The organism is Kitasatospora sp. NPDC096147 (assembly GCF_044763225.1).
In the GTDB taxonomy this organism is placed as follows: Bacteria; Actinomycetota; Actinomycetes; order Streptomycetales; family Streptomycetaceae; genus Kitasatospora.
Map to the genome: position 1 here is coordinate 709,820 of NZ_JBIWFX010000001.1, position 15,460 is coordinate 725,279.

18 protein-coding genes are annotated in these 15,460 nt (G+C 74.0%); 12 read left to right on the forward strand and 6 right to left on the reverse strand.

The window, feature by feature from the left end:
* Positions 1-108 precede the first annotated feature (108 nt).
* Positions 109-2,019, forward strand: a complete 1,911-nt coding sequence (locus ACIRBX_RS02910) for an acetyl/propionyl/methylcrotonyl-CoA carboxylase subunit alpha (RefSeq protein ID WP_402293363.1) — start codon at positions 109-111, stop codon at positions 2,017-2,019.
* A 49-nt stretch (positions 2,020-2,068) separates the two neighbouring features.
* Entirely contained in the window at positions 2,069-3,247 is a 1,179-nt protein-coding gene (locus ACIRBX_RS02915) for an acyl-CoA dehydrogenase family protein (protein ID WP_402293364.1), read from the forward strand.
* Positions 3,248-3,313: 66 nt separating this feature from the next.
* Here ACIRBX_RS02915 and ACIRBX_RS02920 read toward each other — a convergent pair whose 3' ends face one another.
* The gene (locus ACIRBX_RS02920) at positions 3,314-3,883 is read right to left on the reverse strand and encodes a hypothetical protein (protein ID WP_402293365.1); all 570 of its coding nucleotides are present in this window, start codon (positions 3,881-3,883) and stop codon (positions 3,314-3,316) included.
* A gap of 114 nt (positions 3,884-3,997) precedes the next feature.
* Positions 3,998-4,507, reverse strand: coding sequence for a GNAT family N-acetyltransferase (locus ACIRBX_RS02925; protein WP_402293366.1), 510 nt, complete (start codon positions 4,505-4,507; stop codon positions 3,998-4,000).
* A 76-nt stretch (positions 4,508-4,583) separates the two neighbouring features.
* Here ACIRBX_RS02925 and ACIRBX_RS02930 point away from each other — a divergent pair, with 76 nt between their 5' ends.
* Complete coding sequence (locus ACIRBX_RS02930; protein WP_402293367.1) at positions 4,584-4,784, forward strand: hypothetical protein; 201 nt, start codon at positions 4,584-4,586, stop codon at positions 4,782-4,784.
* Positions 4,785-4,797: 13 nt separating this feature from the next.
* On the opposite strand, the gene ACIRBX_RS02935 is transcribed toward ACIRBX_RS02930, so the two are convergent.
* A complete protein-coding gene (locus ACIRBX_RS02935; protein WP_402293368.1) occupies positions 4,798-5,706 on the reverse strand; it encodes a LysR family transcriptional regulator in 909 nt (302 codons plus the stop codon).
* A 227-nt stretch (positions 5,707-5,933) separates the two neighbouring features.
* On the opposite strand from ACIRBX_RS02935, the gene ACIRBX_RS02940 reads away from it, so the two are divergent.
* The 5 genes from ACIRBX_RS02940 to ACIRBX_RS02960 all read left to right on the forward strand — a co-directional run bounded on the left by ACIRBX_RS02940 (position 5,934) and on the right by ACIRBX_RS02960 (position 10,650).
* On the forward strand, positions 5,934-6,581 hold the full coding sequence (locus ACIRBX_RS02940) for a dihydrofolate reductase family protein (protein WP_402293369.1): 648 nt from the start codon (positions 5,934-5,936) through the stop codon (positions 6,579-6,581).
* 54 nt (positions 6,582-6,635) lie between these two features.
* Positions 6,636-7,184 carry a dihydrofolate reductase family protein gene (locus ACIRBX_RS02945; protein WP_402293370.1) on the forward strand — a complete coding sequence of 183 codons (549 nt, stop codon included), beginning with the start codon at positions 6,636-6,638 and terminating at the stop codon, positions 7,182-7,184.
* Positions 7,185-7,434: 250 nt separating this feature from the next.
* On the forward strand, positions 7,435-7,998 hold the full coding sequence (locus tag ACIRBX_RS02950) for a GNAT family N-acetyltransferase (protein ID WP_402293371.1): 564 nt from the start codon (positions 7,435-7,437) through the stop codon (positions 7,996-7,998).
* A 119-nt stretch (positions 7,999-8,117) separates the two neighbouring features.
* Entirely contained in the window at positions 8,118-9,446 is a 1,329-nt protein-coding gene (locus tag ACIRBX_RS02955) for a serine hydrolase domain-containing protein (protein WP_402293372.1), read from the forward strand.
* Positions 9,447-9,924: 478 nt separating this feature from the next.
* Positions 9,925-10,650 (forward strand): transglycosylase family protein, encoded by a 726-nt coding sequence (locus ACIRBX_RS02960; RefSeq protein ID WP_402293373.1) that lies wholly within the window; start codon positions 9,925-9,927, stop codon positions 10,648-10,650.
* A 90-nt stretch (positions 10,651-10,740) separates the two neighbouring features.
* Here the strand turns inward: ACIRBX_RS02960 and ACIRBX_RS02965 are convergent, their stop codons facing one another.
* Both ACIRBX_RS02965 and ACIRBX_RS02970 read right to left on the reverse strand, forming a co-directional pair.
* Positions 10,741-11,376: a DUF6629 family protein gene (locus tag ACIRBX_RS02965; RefSeq protein ID WP_402293374.1), complete on the reverse strand. Its 636-nt coding sequence runs from the start codon at positions 11,374-11,376 to the stop codon at positions 10,741-10,743.
* A 219-nt stretch (positions 11,377-11,595) separates the two neighbouring features.
* Positions 11,596-11,961, reverse strand: coding sequence for a hypothetical protein (locus tag ACIRBX_RS02970; protein ID WP_402293375.1), 366 nt, complete (start codon positions 11,959-11,961; stop codon positions 11,596-11,598).
* A 136-nt stretch (positions 11,962-12,097) separates the two neighbouring features.
* On the opposite strand from ACIRBX_RS02970, the gene ACIRBX_RS02975 reads away from it, so the two are divergent.
* The 3 genes from ACIRBX_RS02975 to ACIRBX_RS02985 all read left to right on the forward strand — a co-directional run bounded on the left by ACIRBX_RS02975 (position 12,098) and on the right by ACIRBX_RS02985 (position 13,853).
* Entirely contained in the window at positions 12,098-12,469 is a 372-nt protein-coding gene (locus ACIRBX_RS02975) for a hypothetical protein (RefSeq protein WP_402293376.1), read from the forward strand.
* 74 nt (positions 12,470-12,543) lie between these two features.
* Positions 12,544-13,467: a hypothetical protein gene (locus ACIRBX_RS02980; protein ID WP_402293377.1), complete on the forward strand. Its 924-nt coding sequence runs from the start codon at positions 12,544-12,546 to the stop codon at positions 13,465-13,467.
* Entirely contained in the window at positions 13,464-13,853 is a 390-nt protein-coding gene (locus ACIRBX_RS02985) for a roadblock/LC7 domain-containing protein (RefSeq protein ID WP_402293378.1), read from the forward strand. Before ACIRBX_RS02980 ends, ACIRBX_RS02985 begins: the two co-directional genes overlap by 4 nt.
* Positions 13,854-14,247: 394 nt before the next feature.
* On the opposite strand, the gene ACIRBX_RS02990 is transcribed toward ACIRBX_RS02985, so the two are convergent.
* Positions 14,248-14,370: a hypothetical protein gene (locus tag ACIRBX_RS02990; protein ID WP_402293379.1), complete on the reverse strand. Its 123-nt coding sequence runs from the start codon at positions 14,368-14,370 to the stop codon at positions 14,248-14,250.
* A 78-nt stretch (positions 14,371-14,448) separates the two neighbouring features.
* Here ACIRBX_RS02990 and ACIRBX_RS02995 point away from each other — a divergent pair, with 78 nt between their 5' ends.
* A complete protein-coding gene (locus ACIRBX_RS02995) occupies positions 14,449-15,450 on the forward strand; it encodes an aldo/keto reductase (RefSeq protein ID WP_402293380.1) in 1,002 nt (333 codons plus the stop codon).
* The last annotated feature ends 10 nt before the right edge of the window (positions 15,451-15,460 follow it).

The window sequence follows — 15,460 nt, forward strand, 5'->3', positions numbered from 1 at the left end:
CGCACCGACAGCTCCACGCGCGCACGGCACACCGGCTGCCCATCCCGCACGGCGCACGCCCCCTCCCACCGAACGGCCCGCCCCACCACGACACAGAGGGACTGACGGATGATCACATCGGTACTGGTCGCCAACCGGGGCGAGATCGCCCGCCGGGTCTTCCGCACCTGCCGGGCGCTCGGCATCGCCACCGTCGCCGTGCACTCGGACCCGGACGTCGACGCCCCGCACGTCCGGGAGGCCGACGCGGCCGTCCGGCTGCCCGGGGCGACGGCGGCGGAGACCTACCTGCGCGGCGAGCTGCTGGTGAAGGCGGCGCTGGCGGCCGGGGCGGACGCGGTCCACCCGGGGTACGGATTCCTCTCCGAGAGCGCGGAGTTCGCCCGCGCGGTGCTGGACGCCGGGCTGGTCTGGATCGGTCCGCCGCCGGAGTCGATCGCCGCGATGGGATCCAAGACGGCGGCCAAGCGGCTGATGGCGGAGGCCGGGGTGCCGGTGCTCGCGGTGCCGGCCGAGCCGACCGAGGCGGATCTGCCGCTGCTGGTCAAGGCGGCGGCCGGCGGCGGCGGCCGGGGCATGCGGATCGTCCGCCGACTGGCCGACCTGCCGGGCGAGTTGGCGGCGGCCCGGGCGGAGGCGGAGCGGGCCTTCGGGGACCAGGAGGTGTTCTGCGAGCCCTACCTGCCGGACGGCCGGCACGTGGAGGTGCAGCTGCTGGCCGACGGGCACGGCACCATCTGGGCGGTCGGCGACCGGGACTGCTCGCTCCAGCGGCGCCACCAGAAGGTGGTCGAGGAGGCCCCGGCACCGGGCCTCTCCGAGACGCTCCGGGCCGAGCTGCACCGCGCGGCGGTGGCGGCGGCCCGGGCGATCGGCTACCGGGGCGCCGGGACGGCCGAGTTCCTGCTCGGGCCGGACGGCCGGTGCTGGTTCCTGGAGATGAACACCCGCCTCCAGGTCGAGCACCCCGTCACCGAGTGCGTGACCGGGCTCGACCTGGTGGCCTGGCAGCTGCGGATCGCCGAGGGCGCCGCGCTGCCGCCCGAGCCGCCCGCCACCCGCGGCCACGCGATCGAGGCCCGGCTCTACGCGGAGGACGCCGAGCAGGACTGGCAGCCGCGCACCGGCACCCTGCACCGGCTCGAAGTGCCGGGCGTGACGGCCGAGTTCGAGACCGGCTCGACGGAGACCGGCCTGCGGCTGGACTCCGGGGTGGGCGACGGCACCGAGATCGGCCCGCACTACGATCCGATGCTGGCCAAGCTGATCGCCTGGGCTCCCACCCGCGCCGAGGCGGCCCGGCTGCTCGCCGCCGCGCTGGACCGGGCCCGGATCCACGGGCCCGGCAGCAACCGCGCGCTGCTCACCGCTGCGCTGCGCCACCCCGCCTTCCTGGCAGGCGAGTTGCACACCGGCTTCCTGACGGCGCACGACCTGGGCGGCGGCCGGCCGGACCTGCCGCTCGCCGCCCTGGTGGCAGCGCTGGCCGGGGCCGGCGGCGGCCCGTTCCCGCCCGGCTGGCGCAATCTGCCCTCCCAGCCGCAGCAGCGGACGTTCCGCGCCGAGGACGGCACCGAGCACCTCGTCCGCTACCGGCTGGACCGCTCGGGTCTGCACGTCGAGGGCTTCCCGGATCTCCAACTCCTGGAGCGCTCACCCGAGTCGGTGGCCCTGCGGGTCGCCGGGGTCACCCGGCGCTGGCGGCTCGCCCGCTACGGCGACCGGCTGTACCTGGACGGCCCGACCGGCGCCGTCACCCTCACCGAACTCCCGCTGCTGCCCGCACCGGTGGCCACCCACGCCCCCGGCGCCCTGCTCGCGCCGATGCCCGGCACCGTCACCCGCACCGCCGCCGAGCCCGGCCAGCGCGTCACCGCCGGGCAGCCGCTGCTCTGGCTGGAGGCGATGAAGATGGAGCACCGGATCAGCGCGCCGGCCGACGGCGTGCTGGCGGAACTCCGGGTCGCCGTCGGCCAGCAGGTCGAGCCCGGCACCCTGCTCGCCGTGGTCGAGAGCTGACCGCGCCCTCTCCCGAAGACCGTCCACCCCGCACGGAAGGACCACCCTCATGTCCGCGTCCGCACCGCTGCCCAGCACCGTCGAATCCGAGGAACACCAGGCCCTGCGCCGCGCGGTGGGCGATCTCGCCCGCAGCTTCGGCCCCGAGTACTTCCGCCGCAAGGCCCGGGCCGGCGAGCCCGTGGACGAGCTCTGGGCCGAGGCCGGCAAGGCCGGCTACCTGGGCGTCAACCTGCCGGCCGAGTACGGCGGCGGGGGCGGCGGTATCACCGAACTCGCGATCGTCCTGGAGGAGTTGGGCGCAGCCGGGGCGCCGCTGCTGATGATGATCGTCTCCCCGGCGATCTGCGGCACCGTGATCGCCCGCTACGGCACCGCCGAGCAGCGTGAGCGCTGGCTGCCCGGTCTGGCCGACGGCACCCGGCGGATGGCCTTCGGCATCACCGAGCCGGATGCCGGCTCCAACTCGCACCGGCTCACCACCACCGCCCGCCGGGACGGCACCGACTGGCTGCTCTCCGGCCGCAAGGTCTTCATCTCCGGTGTGGACCACGCCGACGCGGTGCTCTTCGTGGCCCGCACCGAGGACGCCCGGACGGGGCGGCTGAAGCCCGCCCTGTTCGTCGTCCCGCGCGACACCCCGGGCTTCGAGTACCGGCCGATCCCGATGGAACTGGTCACCGCCGAACGGCAGTTCCAGGTCTTCCTGGACGACGTCCGGCTGCCGGCGGACGCCCTGGTCGGCGCCGAGGACGCCGGGCTCGACCAGCTCTTCGCCGGGCTCAACCCCGAGCGGGTGATGACCGCCGCCTTCGCCCTCGGCCTGGCCCGGCAGGCCCTGGACGTGGCCACCGACTACGCCCGCACCCGCACCGTCTGGGACACCCCGATCGGCGCCCACCAGGCCATCGCCCACCCGCTGGCCCAGTGCGCGATCGAGATCGAGCTGGCCCGTCTGATGACCTCCCGGGCCGCCCAGCTCTACGACCTCGGCCACCACCAGGCGGCCGGCGAGGCGGCCAACATGGCCAAGTACGCCGCCGCCGAGGCCGCCTGCCGCACCGTCGACCAGGCCGTCCACACCCTGGGCGGCAACGGGCTCACCCAGGAGTACGGCCTGGCCGCCCTGCTCACCGCCACCCGGGTGGCCCGGATCGCCCCGGTCAGCCGGGAGATGATCCTGAACTACGTGTCCCAGCACACCCTGGGCCTGCCCCGCTCGTACTGATCCCCCGTCGGCCCGCTTCCGCGCCGTCCGGGGACGGTACGGAAGCGGGCCGACGCCGCACCGGGATCAGCGGATGGCGTTCTCGTAGGCCTTCGCCTGATCCGCCGTCAGCACGTGCGACACCCGCACCACCGTCACGCCCGAGCGGTAGAGGTGGTCCGGCGTGCTGAAGCCGCTGAACGTCGCCTGCATGGCGTCCACGTACTTCACCCAGGTCTCGGCGTCCTCCGGGGTCGCGAAGACCTCGACCGTCCCGCCGTAGGAGATGCTGTCCCGCCGCCCCTGCGAGGCGCCGTCCTTCGCCTTCGGCGAGTCGCTCACCCGGGTGTCGTCGAACGCGGTCTTCGACAGGTACTGGTGCGGACGGCCCAGCTTGCCGTTCGGGTCGCTAGTGGCGTCGTACGTCACGGTCAGCCGGACCGGCAGGGTCCTGGCGAGCTTCTCGGTGACGCTCTTCGCGTCGGGTGCCGGCGCGGCCGGCCGGGCGGACGAGGCGGATGGTGCGGACGGTGCGGACGGGCTGTCCGCGGCCGTGGCGGGCGGTGCCGCCACCGGGGCCGGGCCGGCGGCCTCACCGCACGCGGTGGTGGCGGTGAGGAGGAGGACGGAGAGGGTGATGGTGCTGCCGAAGCGCATGTTTTCCCCTGGTGCATTGAGAGTTGGGGAGACGGTAGTGCGCGCTCCGGTGGTGGGATGCCGAAGATGCCGACCTGTGACGCTGCACCGCAGCGGTCCGGCGGGCGTGCGTCCTCAGAGCTCCCGGATCATCACCTGGCGGGGCCAGCGGTCCAGGCCGTGGGCGGCTTCCGCCTCCCGGACGGTGCGCTGACCGGGGGTCAGGTCGGTGTCGGGGACGGTGTGGAAGCCGAGGCGGGCGTAGTAGGGCGCGTTCCAGGGCACGTCGGTGAAGGTGGTGAGGGTGAGGGCGGGCAGGCCCTCGGCGGCGGCGTGGGTGGCGGCCCGGTCGATCAAGGCGCGGCCGATGCCCCGGCGGCCGTGGTCCGGGTGCACGGAGACCTGCTCCACGTGCAGGTAGCCGTCCAGCGGCTCGGCCAGCAGGTAGCCGACCGGTGCGCCGTCGTCGGGGTCGAGGGCGACCCAGGCCAGGCCGGCCCGTTGGTGGGCGGCCATCCTGTCGAGCGGGATCGGGTCGTCGGAGGCCACCTCGTCCATCCCGATCCCGGCGAACAGGCGGCCGGCGGCCACCTCGATCTCCTGGAGCAGCGGGAGTTCCTCGGTGCGGGCGGTTCTGATCTGCATGCGGGCATTGTCGCCGGAGGCCGAGGGTCCGGGCGAGGCATTTGCGCCGAGCCGGCCACGGCCTCGGGATCGTCCGGTGACCGGCTCGTCCTCCGTCGGGTACGCCGCCCTGTGGACCACCGACCGCGACGCCCGGGTGCCGGAGCGGGCCGGTGACGGCTGTCTTCCGCTCAGCAGGGGACCGGCCCCGTCCTGCCTGGTGACCCGTCACGAGGAGCCGGCGGAGCGGATCGTGGCCCGGATGCCTGCCGCCGGGGTGGAGGTGGTGGCCCCCTGAGGCCGCGCCCTGGTCAGCGGGTGGTGGGGTCGTCCTGCTCGCGGAGTTCGTGGATGACGTTGACGAAGGCGCGGATGCGGGCGTTCTCGGCGGCGGTCAGCCAGAGCAGGCCGTAGTCGATGGTCGGTGCGTCGCCGAACGGGACGAAGACCACCCCGGGCCGGGTGTAGTAGGACGCGCCCCTGGCCGCGACCACCGAGACGCCGCTGCCCGCGCTGATGTGGGCCAGCACCTCCTGCCAGTAGGTGATCGGCGCCCCGTGCGGGATCGGCCGGCCGGAAGGGGTGCGGCTGGGGTAGTGGTACTCCAGCCAGTAGTCCGGGATCTTCCCGGTCATCGGGAGCAGCACGGTGTCCGCCAGGTCCTCCAGCGAAACGGTGGCCCGGCCGGCGAACGGGTGGTCGGCCGCGACCATCAGGGCGCGCGGCTCGGAGAAGACCAGCGGCCCGACCGTGATGTCCGGTTCGCGGACCGGGAACTCGGTGAGCTGGAGGTCGAGTCGGCCCGCGCGCAGCGGCCCGAACGGGTCGCCGAGCTGGGCCTCCTCGATCCGCACCTCGCAGTCGGGGTACCGCGCCCGGAACACCTCGGCGGCCCGGATCACCAGATCGCCGCACCAGAGTGCGGAGTACCCGACGGCCAGACTGCCGGTGATGCCGCGCGCGGCGATGATCGCCTGGGCCAGCCCGGCGCCGATCTGCTCGTAGGCCGGCCCGAGGTCGGCGCGGAGCCGCTCCCCGAGGGCGGTCAGCCGCACGTCCCGGCTGGTCCGCTCGAACAGCGGGGCACCGACCTGCCGTTCGAGCTTCTTGATGGTCTGGCTGATCCGCCCCGTACTGACGTGCAGGCGTTCGGCGGTGCGGCCGAAGTGCAGTTCCTCCGCCAGCGTCAGGAACGCCTCCAACTCCAGCCTCTCCAGCACGACTCCCCCGTCCGCGAACTGTCCACCCGATCCGTCAGCACGCTAGCCGGTCCGGCCCGGGGGCGTTGAACCGGGCTAAACGCTCGTGCCGGTGATGGCCGTTGATCGCCCTCCCGGCTCCCCGGCAGGCTGGAGCCGTCCGGCCGCGTCAGATCGGCCGGGCCGGGCTCCCGGTGACATCGACTCCCGGTGGAAGGCCCGTACTCGACCGACATTCCGGAGTGACCATGAAGCTCACCGTGACCACCTTCGTCTCCCTCGACGGCGTCCTGCAGAGCCCCGGCGGGCCGACCGAGGACGCCACCGACGGCTTCGACCTCGGCGGCTGGCTGGTCCCGTACGTCGACCAGGGCTTCGGCGAGATCGCCGGCCCGTGGTTCGACGACGCGGACGCCTTCCTGCTCGGCCGCCGCACCCACCAGCTGATGGCGGCACACTGGCCGCACGTCACCGATCCGGCCGACACGGCCGCGGTCAAGCTCAACTCCCTGCCCAAGTACGTCCCGTCCACCGGCCGCGAGGTCGCCGCATGGGCCGGGACCACGGTGCTCTCCGGCGACCTGGCGGCCGAGGTGAGGGCGCTCAAGGAGCTGGACGGCCGGGCGCTCCAGGTGCACGGCAGCGGTCGGCTGATCCAGTCGCTGCTGGCCCACGACCTGGTGGACGAACTGCGGCTGCTCACCTTCCCGGTGGTCCTGGGCCGGGGCAAGCGCCTGTTCGAGCCCGGCACCGTGCCGGCCGCCTGGCGGCTCACCGACGTCCGCTCCACCCCGGCCGGGGTGATCGGTCACACCTACGCCTTCGCCGGGCGGCCGGCGACGGGCGGCATCGGCATCGACGCCGACGGCCACGAGGAGCTGCTCCCGGTCTCCTGACCCGGGGCGCCTCCCGCTCCGGCCCCGACTCCCTTCATCCGGAAGGACGTTCACATGCGCAGCCTCACGGCCGGCTTCTTCGTCTCGCTCGACGGAGTCGTCGAAGCCCCGTACACCTGGCACTTCCCGTACCTGACCGACCAGGTCACCGAGGCGGTGATGGCGATGACCGCCAAGGCCGACGCCATGCTCTTCGGCCGGCACACCTACCAGGAGTTCGCCTCCCACTGGACCACCCAGCCCGACGACGACCCGCTGGCCGCCCACCTCAACTCCCTCACCAAGTACGTGGCGTCGAGCACCCTGGAGACGGCCGACTGGCAGAACTCGACGCTGCTCGGCGCCGAGGGCCTGGCCGAGCGGATCACCGGGATCAAGCAGCAACCGGGTGGCGACATCGCCGTCTCGGGCAGTGCCACCCTGGTCCGCTGGCTGCTCGCCAACGACCTGCTCGACGAACTCACCCTGCTGGTCCACCCGGTGGTACTCGGCACCGGCGCCCGCCTGTTCGAGGGCACCCTGCCACGCCGGGCGCTCACCCTGGCCCACTCCGCCGTCCTGGACAACGGGACCCTCCACCTCACCTACCGCACCACCCCCTGACGGCGGTCCGCCCCGGCTCCCCTCCCCCACGGAGGGCCGGGGCGGACCGTCCCGGGGCCGGCGGCCGTCAAGCCGGCCGGAGCGGCGGCCGTAAATCCGGTGCGACCGGGCCGCCCCGCCCCTACGGTGTCCGCCATGACTGCCGGCACCACCACCCCGTCCGCCTATCCGCCGCTCAACCTCCGGGTGAGCACCCCCCCGGCTCGAACTCCTCGGCGCCACCGACGAACTGCTGGAGCGCCTGCTCCCGGTGGTCCGCGCGGGCGTGGCCGACGGGCCGCCCCACCCGTTCGACGACCCGATCTCGCTCTACCTGGACAGCCCCGACCGCGAATGGGCCTGGCTCCGGGGCGTCTGGAACGGGCGTGCCCAGGTGCACGACGGGAACTGGCGCCTCTACTTCGTGGTGGTCGTGGACGGTGAACCCGTCGGCATGCAGGACGTGTTCGGCACCGACTTCGACACCTTCGGCACCGTCGGGACCTTCTCCTGGCTCGGCCCGGCCGCCCGGGGCAAGGGCTTCGGCAGGGAGATGCGCGAGGCGATCCTGCACCTGGCCTTCGAGGGCCTCGGCGCCCGGGAGGCCGCCAGCGCCGCCTTCTCCGACAACCTCGCATCCAACCGCGTCTCCGAGTCCCTCGGTTACACGCCCAACGGCACCGAGTGGGCCACCCGCCTGCTGGAGCCGGCCCCGATCGACCGCTGGCGCCTCACCCGCGCGCGGTGGTCCGCCCACCGCCGATCCGACATCACCCTCGCGGGCGTCGAGGCCTGTCTCCCGGTCCTCGGCATCCCCTCTCCCGCCGGGCCCTGACGGGCCGTCACCCCACCCCGGCACCGCGCTTTCGACGGCGCGGCACTATCGTTCGACCGGAACCCGAAGAGCCGGACAGTGGGGTCCCGGAGTCCGGACGCCCGTGGGGAGGTCGTCACGTGCTGGACGGACTGGACGAGCTGTGCACCGAGGCGCTGGCCCGACACGGCTGTGCCTCGGTCTCCGTCGCGGTGGCGGAGCGCGACGAGGTGGTCTTCACCCGGGCCTGGGGCCAGGCAGACCTGGCCACCCGTCGCCCCGCCACCCCGGAGACCGTGTACGGGCTGGCCTCCGTCACCAAGGCGTTCACCGCCACCGCCGTCCGGCTGGCCGCCGCCGAGGGCCTGCTCGACCTGGACTCCCCGGTCCCCGGCCGCTTCGACCGGGGCGCCCCCACACCGCGTCAGCTCCTGCTGCACCGCGGCGGCCTCCCGGCCTTCTACGACTTCCACTACGGCACCGGCCCGCGCCCCGTCCGGGCCGAGCGGTACCGTGCCCAGGTACGCGCACCCGGGACCGACTTCGAGTACGCCAACCTCGGCTACCAGGAGCTCGCCGACCTGCTGGAGCGCACCACCGGCCGCCCGTTCGCCACCTTCCTCCGGGACCGGATCGCCACACCGCTCGGCCTCACCGGCTTCACCCACGGCGCCGCCGGTCCGGCCCCGGACTCCACCGCCGTGGCGACCCGCTACTCGGCCGCCGGCCGCGCCTACCCCACCTGCCGCACCGGCCATCCGGCCGCCACCGCCGCCTGGGCCACCGCCGCCGACATCGCACTCTTCGCCCGGACCTCCGCCCGCCTGGTCGCCTCGGCACCGGAGGACGCCGAGCCCCTCAACGCCCACACCGGGTACGGCTACGGCCGGCTCGTGTCGCGCGGCCCGGGCCCGCTGGTCCTCAGCCACGGCGGAGGGATGGGTGGGGTCGCCGCAATGATGATCGACTTCCCCGAGCAGGAGGTCTCCCTCGCCGTCCTGACCAACTCCACCGACAAGTCCACCCGCGACCTGGTGGTCCGTCACCTCGGCACCGGCCTGGTCCCCGGCTTCGACCCGGAGCGGCACCTCGACACCGGCTCCGACGCCTCCCGCCCGGCCGACCTCCCGGCGGGTCGCTGGAGCGGTGGGATCACCACGCCCGAGGGCCCCGTCCCGCTCCGCCTCGACCTGCTGCCGCCCGACCGGGTGCGGATCCACCTCGCCGGTGCCCCGCCCATCACCTGCGGCGCCACCGCCTCCACCCGCCACGACCTCCAGGCCACCGCGCCGCTCCAGCTCCCCACCGCGGACGCCCGGCTGAACAGCCCGCACCTCGGGCTCGCCCTCGGCTTCCGGCAGGGCGCCCTCACCGGCCGGGCCGTCGCCTACAAGCCCGACGACCGGGAGGGCTTCCTCGGCTCCTACCTCCCCCATTCCTGCACCCTCCGCCCGCTGGACCACGGCTGATCCGGGCGCGGGTGGGGTGGGTGTGAGGGGGGCCACGGGCGGGTGCGGTCGGGTCGGACCCTCCGTGGCCGGGCGCTCGCACTCGGTCGAGACCGCACCCCCGAGCACCACCGCCAGGCCGTGGCACCGGTCACAACAACACCCGCAACGATCTCCCCCACCACCCGTCCGGCCCGCCACCTCGGGCCCCACGCCCGGACCCTACCTTCGGTAACCCCACCCTGAGCTGCGATCTCCTCCGAATCCTTGCCCCCACGCCCAACCACTCGTAGCTTCGAAACCAGTGCACAGCGCACCACCCGGGCCCACCACCCGCAGCCCCCGCCCACCCGGCGGCCGGGCACACACGGCGAAGGTGACCGGGGCGGCAGACCGCGACCGACACGCGAACAGCCGCCCACCGAGTGCGACATCACGGAACACCCCCCTCACAGGGCCCACTCCGTGCTGTCCGTCCGGGACTTCCGAGAGGATCCGTATGACCTTCCGTCACGAGACCACCGCCGCCACCACCACCTCCTCCGCCAAGCGCAACCGCCTGCGGATGGTCCTCATCGGCGGCGCCGTGGCCGCCCTCCCGGCAGCAGGCCTCGTCACGGCCACCTCGGCCTCCGCCGCGTCCTCCTCCACCTGGGACGCCGTCGCCCAGTGCGAGAGCACCGGCAACTGGAACACCAACACCGGCAACGGCTTCTCCGGCGGCCTCCAGTTCACCCCCAGCACCTGGGCCGCCTACGGCGGCACCCAGTACGCCGGCTCCGCCGACCAGGCCACCAAGGGACAGCAGATCGCCGTCGCCGAGAAGGTCCTCCAGGGCCAGGGCCCCGGCGCCTGGCCCGTCTGCTCCGTCAAGGCCGGCCTCACCAAGGGCGGCACCCCCGCCCAGACCGACACCACCACCGCGAGCACCCCGGCGAAGTCCACCAAGACCGCCAAGTCCGCGGACCAGACCACCAAGGCCGCCCCCAAGAACGACACCCAGGCCGCCTCCCGCAGCACCGAGCGCACCCCGGTCACCAAGACCACCCCCGCCGCCCCCACGCAGCAGAACACCAGTGACAGCTACACCGTCAAGAGCGGCGACACCCTCGCCGCCATCGCCGCCACCAACGGCGTCGACCTCGGCACCCTCTACACCAACAACGCCTCCGTCATCGGCGACGACATCGACCTCATCCTGCCCGGCCAGGTCCTCAGCATCTGACCCCACAGAAGACCAGCCACGGCACACCACGAAGCCCCCGCGCACCCACCCACACGGCGCACGGGGGCTTCGACCGCTCTCAACCGTCCTTCACCGCTCCGGCTCCGAGGACGGCCGACGGAGCCAGCGCAGCAGCAGGACGCTGGCCAGCGCGGCCAGTGCACACCAGGTGGAGACGAAGGCGGTCCGCCAGAGCAGCGCGCAGACCCCCGCCGCCACCGCGACCGACCAGCCCAGCAGGCGGAGTTCCGGGACGGGGTTGAGCACCAACGGGCCCAGTACCGCGAGCAGATAGGTCGTCAGGAACACGGGGGCGAACGGGACCCCGACCGCGTACTCCAGGGTGTGCCCGCGCACCTCGGCGGTGACCGGCCCGCCCAGCACTGCGAGGGTGAGCACCACTGCGGTGACCAGCCCGATCGCCACGAACCCGACCAACCGGCGGGGCCGCCCGGCGGCCCGCCAGGCACCCACCGGGACCAGCAGGGCGAGCAGCGGCATGGCGATCAGCGCCCACCCGACCCCGGCCGACCGGGCGAGCCCGGGACCGATCCGACCCTCCTCGCCCAACCACACCACGGCTTCGACGAGTTGGTGCACCCCGAGGACCAACGGCAGTGCCGCCAAGGGCAGTTGCCGACGGTCACGCACCGCCCCCAGGCACACCACCCCGAGGCCCGAGACCCCGGCGCCCATCACCAGGTCCGCCTGCGCACTCCAGCACATCGCCCCGCCCGGACCTCGACGCCGACCTCTCCGCCCGACGATCGGTCACCCCGGCCGCCGCCAGCGTGATTGACGGGACCGACCGGGAACGAATCACCTGACCGGACCACAGATCCGTGACACCCCGTCATTGCCGCGTCACGCATTCCGGAATCACCACGACAGGACATCGTGCACGAACTCACCGTCGTGCCACCTCCGCCGGCCGGGACGCCCGGATCAGAAGTCGAGCGCGGCCTCGATGCGCTTGAGACCGTGCCGGGCGAGTGCCAGGTTGGCCCGCGAGCGGTCCAGCGCGAGGTAGAGGAAGAGCGATCCGTGACTGCGGGCCAGCGGGCGGATCAGGTGGTACTGCGTGCCGAGGGTGATGAGGATGTCCTCGATGACGTCGTCGATCGAGAGCGCGGCGAGGGCCCGCACCTTGGCCCGGACGACCTCGGTGTTGGCGGCCGCCGCGACCTCGAGGTCGAGCTGCTGACCGCCGCCGAGGACCCCGAGCGACATACCGCTCTCGTAGTCGGCGAGGGCCACGCCGACGGCACCTTCGATGGCCATCGCTTCCTTGAGTGCGACGTCAATGTTCATGCGCTGTTCGTCCTTTGAATGACTTCCGAGTGGAACTCCCGCGTGCGGGACCAAAGTAGCAAGAAACTCCCGGGCGATGATCACCTCATGGAATGGGTGCACTAAAGTACGGTCCCAGTGTTCGCAAGGCGAAGGGATGCAGGTGCACGCGCTCGAAGCCGCCCTCTCCGACGTGCTCGGCTCCCCCGGAGTGGTCGGCGCCGCCCTCGTCGACGGCGTCACCGGCCTGACCTACCGGGCCTGTGGTGACCACCCCCTGCTGGGAGCCGGATCCGGGCCGGAGCTGGCCGAGTTGGCTGCTCTGATCGAGGAACGCCTCTGCGCGGCGGGAGCGGGCGACGGGTTGGAGGGCATCGTGGTGACCAGCACCCGCCACCACGAGGTCACCCGGGTCCTGCACGGCCACGGCGATCCGCTGCTCCTCGTCACGGTGCTGGACCGCGAGCGGACCAATCTCGCGCTGGCGGTCCACCAGAGCGCCGTCCAGGCAAGGGACTTGCTGGCATGACCGGTCCCTCTCCCGACCCGACGTCGGCACCGGCACCGGCATCCGCACCAACAGGACAGCCCGCCGTACGGAACGTGCCCGCGCTGCTGCTCGCGCTGCGCGAGGAGGGCTTCACCGGCTCGGTCGTCATCTCCAGTGCCCCCGGCGGCACGATCCACCTGGAGCACGGACTGGTCACCGCCATCGAGACGCCCGGGGCTCCGACCGCCGAGACCCTGCTGCTGAAGTCACGACGCGTCAGCGAGCACGACTGGGCTGCCGCCGAGGCGGCGGCCCGGTCGGCCGACCATGCCGCAGGCCGGCCTGCGGACCTCGGGGCGGCCCTGGTGGCCCAGGCATCGATCGGGGCGGCCGAGCTCGAAACCGTATGCGCCGCCGCCGTGTTCGACGGGGCCTTCGCCCTGGTGCTGAGCCCGCCCGGGAGTTGGGAGACGCACGCTGCGACTCCGCCTGCCGGGCTCGCCCTGCGTCCCGGGGTCGAACCGCAGCGGCTCTTCGCCGAGACCGCTCGCCGGACGGCCCTGCTCACCCGCCTCTGGGGCCCGCCCGGGGAGCTCGCCCGCCGGCGGATCACACCCGCCACGACCTCCGTCGCCACCTCCCCGGGGATCCCGCTCCGCCAGCGGGAGGTGCTCGCCGCCGCCACCGGCCGGCGGACCGCACGGGACATCGCCTTCGCCCTGGGGCGGGGCGTGTTCGCGGTGCTCCTCGACCTGGTCCGGCTGGACGCCCGGCGCCTGCTCCACCGGCCCGCGGCCCCTGCCGCGACCGCTCCGAGCGTGGCCCGGCGCACCCCGCCGAGCGAGCCGCAGGCCGGCCGCCCCGGCGCCGACCCGCTCCCCCTGCCGCGCCGCGTGCCGGGCGGACGCAACCCCGCCTCGCACCACCGCTCCGCCGTCAGCACCACACCGGCCGAGGGGGCGTCAGCTCCGTTCGGCAGCCCAGCAGTCCCTCACCGCGCCCGCGCCACGGACACCACCGAGAAGAGCACACCATGACCAGTCAGACACCCGCCGCCGTCCTCGTGGGCGAGCTGCAGTCCCTCCGTGACCGGGTCATGGGCATCTCCGAGAGCGTCATCTCCACCGCCGACGGCCTGCTGGTCGCGGCCGACACCGCTGGCGTCCATCCCGAGTCGGCATCCGCCCTCTCGGCCGCCATGCTCGGCCTGGGCCGGCGCACAGCGGCCGAGTTCGGCGTGGGCGGCCTGCGGGACGTGGTCACCCGGTGCAGCGGCGGCTACGTCGTGGTGCTGGCGATCGGGGATCAGGCCCTGCTGATGGTCCTCGGTGACGAGGGCCTCGACATCGCCGGCCTGCACCGCGAGTCCGCCGCCACCGTCCGCCGCCTCGGCGAGCTCCTCGGGCTGGTCCCGGCCGCCTGAGCGTCCTCGCGCCGCTTCGTCCGTACGCTCGTCGCGCTCGTGATCGAGTCCTGGACGATCGATGGCGCATGCCCTGGGACCGCCTCGTCCGAGACGGTCCTGGGAGGAGGGTGCGCGCGCGATCGGTCCGCCTCCGGCCTCGTCCCGCAGTGCGTGCGCGTCCGCCGGACGGGGCGCCGTGCCCGGGCATGACGCTCCACCAGGTCGCCAGGGGATTCCGGCGACTCCTCGCGACCTGGGACGGCCCGCGCCCGACGCGCCACCGACCACCTGCCCGACCCACACCGGCCCCGCCCTCAGCCTCAGCCCCGGCCCCGGCCTGACGAAGCACTACCAGGACGTCCCGGCAGGTCGGAGCGTCGCCACCGGCCGGGACGTGTTCGGTGCGGTGCAGCTACTCGCACTCGTCGAAGAGCAGCACGCTGCCGACCGGCAGCCGGCCGGGAGGTATCGACCTGGCATCGCCGAGGTCCACCAGGGTGGCACCGGCCCCGGCCGGCGAAGCGTCCCGGACCACATCCGCAGGATGCGGGCGTGACCGGCCGCTGACGTAGGGTTCGGGTACGGAACCCGCCTCGCCGAAGGGACGCCCAGCATGGCCACCACCCCCACCACCGGATCCACCGTCAGCTCCGCCGCGGGGGTCACCCGGTTCGGGCTGGGGACGGCGGCGGTCGGGCGGCCCGGGTACATCAACCTGGGCCGGGAGGCGGACCTGCCGACCGGGCGGAGCGTGGCCGGGCTGCGGCAGCGGACGCACGAGTTGCTGGACCAGGCGTTCGCGGCGGGCGTGCGGTACCTGGACACCGCCCGCTCCTACGGCCTGGCCGAGGAGTTCCTCGGCGAGTGGCTGGCCGGGCACCCGCAGGCGGCGCGCGAGGTCACGGTGGGGAGCAAGTGGGGCTACACCTACACGGCCGACTGGCAGGCCTCGGGCGTGTCGGTGCACGAGGTGAAGGACCACTCGGTCGAGGTGTTCGACCGTCAGATCGCCGAGAGCCGCACGCTGCTGGGCAAGCGGCTGGACGTCTACCTGGTGCACTCCGTGACGCCCGACAGCCCCGCCCTCACCGACGCCGCGCTGCACGGCCGGCTGGCGGCACTGGCCGCCGAGGGGATCCGGATCGGGCTCTCCACCAGCGGCCCGGCGCAGGCCGCCACCCTCCGCGCGGCGGGCGGGGTGACGGTGGACGGGCAGCCGCTGTTCAGCGCCGTGCAGTCCACCTGGAACGTGCTGGAGCCCTCCGCCGGGCCCGCGCTCGCCGAGGCGCACGCGGCCGGCTGGCTGGTGGTGATCAAGGAGGGGATGGCCAACGGCCGCCTGGCGGGCCGGCACGCCACCACCCCGTGGACCGCCCCGCTGCGCGCCGTGGCGGCGGAGACCGGGGCCGGCCCGGACGCCGTCGCGCTGGCGGTCGCCGCCGCGCAGCCGTGGGCCGACGTGGTGCTCTCCGGCGCGGCCACCTCCGAACAGTTGGCCTCCAACCTGGCCGCCGCCGAGCTGCGGCTCACGGCCGGCCAGCTCGCCGCCCTGGCCCCGCTGGCCGAGCCCGCCGAGGAGTACTGGCGCACCCGCTCGGCACTGCCCTGGGCCTGAGTGCTACCGT

Excerpts from the sequence above, each read along its gene's own strand:
- ACIRBX_RS02910 (WP_402293363.1), top strand. The coding sequence starts at position 109 with ATGATCACATCGGTACTGGTCGCCAACCGGGGCGAGATCGCCCGCCGG.
- ACIRBX_RS02915 (WP_402293364.1), top strand. The coding sequence starts at position 2,069 with ATGTCCGCGTCCGCACCGCTGCCCAGCACCGTCGAATCCGAGGAACAC.
- ACIRBX_RS02920 (WP_402293365.1), bottom strand. The coding sequence starts at position 3,883 with ATGCGCTTCGGCAGCACCATCACCCTCTCCGTCCTCCTCCTCACCGCC.
- ACIRBX_RS02925 (WP_402293366.1), bottom strand. The coding sequence starts at position 4,507 with ATGCAGATCAGAACCGCCCGCACCGAGGAACTCCCGCTGCTCCAGGAG.
- ACIRBX_RS02940 (WP_402293369.1), top strand. The coding sequence starts at position 5,934 with ATGAAGCTCACCGTGACCACCTTCGTCTCCCTCGACGGCGTCCTGCAG.
- ACIRBX_RS02945 (WP_402293370.1), top strand. The coding sequence starts at position 6,636 with ATGCGCAGCCTCACGGCCGGCTTCTTCGTCTCGCTCGACGGAGTCGTC.
- ACIRBX_RS02960 (WP_402293373.1), top strand. The coding sequence starts at position 9,925 with ATGACCTTCCGTCACGAGACCACCGCCGCCACCACCACCTCCTCCGCC.
- ACIRBX_RS02965 (WP_402293374.1), bottom strand. The coding sequence starts at position 11,376 with ATGTGCTGGAGTGCGCAGGCGGACCTGGTGATGGGCGCCGGGGTCTCG.
- ACIRBX_RS02970 (WP_402293375.1), bottom strand. The coding sequence starts at position 11,961 with ATGAACATTGACGTCGCACTCAAGGAAGCGATGGCCATCGAAGGTGCC.
- ACIRBX_RS02975 (WP_402293376.1), top strand. The coding sequence starts at position 12,098 with ATGCAGGTGCACGCGCTCGAAGCCGCCCTCTCCGACGTGCTCGGCTCC.
- ACIRBX_RS02985 (WP_402293378.1), top strand. The coding sequence starts at position 13,464 with ATGACCAGTCAGACACCCGCCGCCGTCCTCGTGGGCGAGCTGCAGTCC.
- ACIRBX_RS02995 (WP_402293380.1), top strand. The coding sequence starts at position 14,449 with ATGGCCACCACCCCCACCACCGGATCCACCGTCAGCTCCGCCGCGGGG.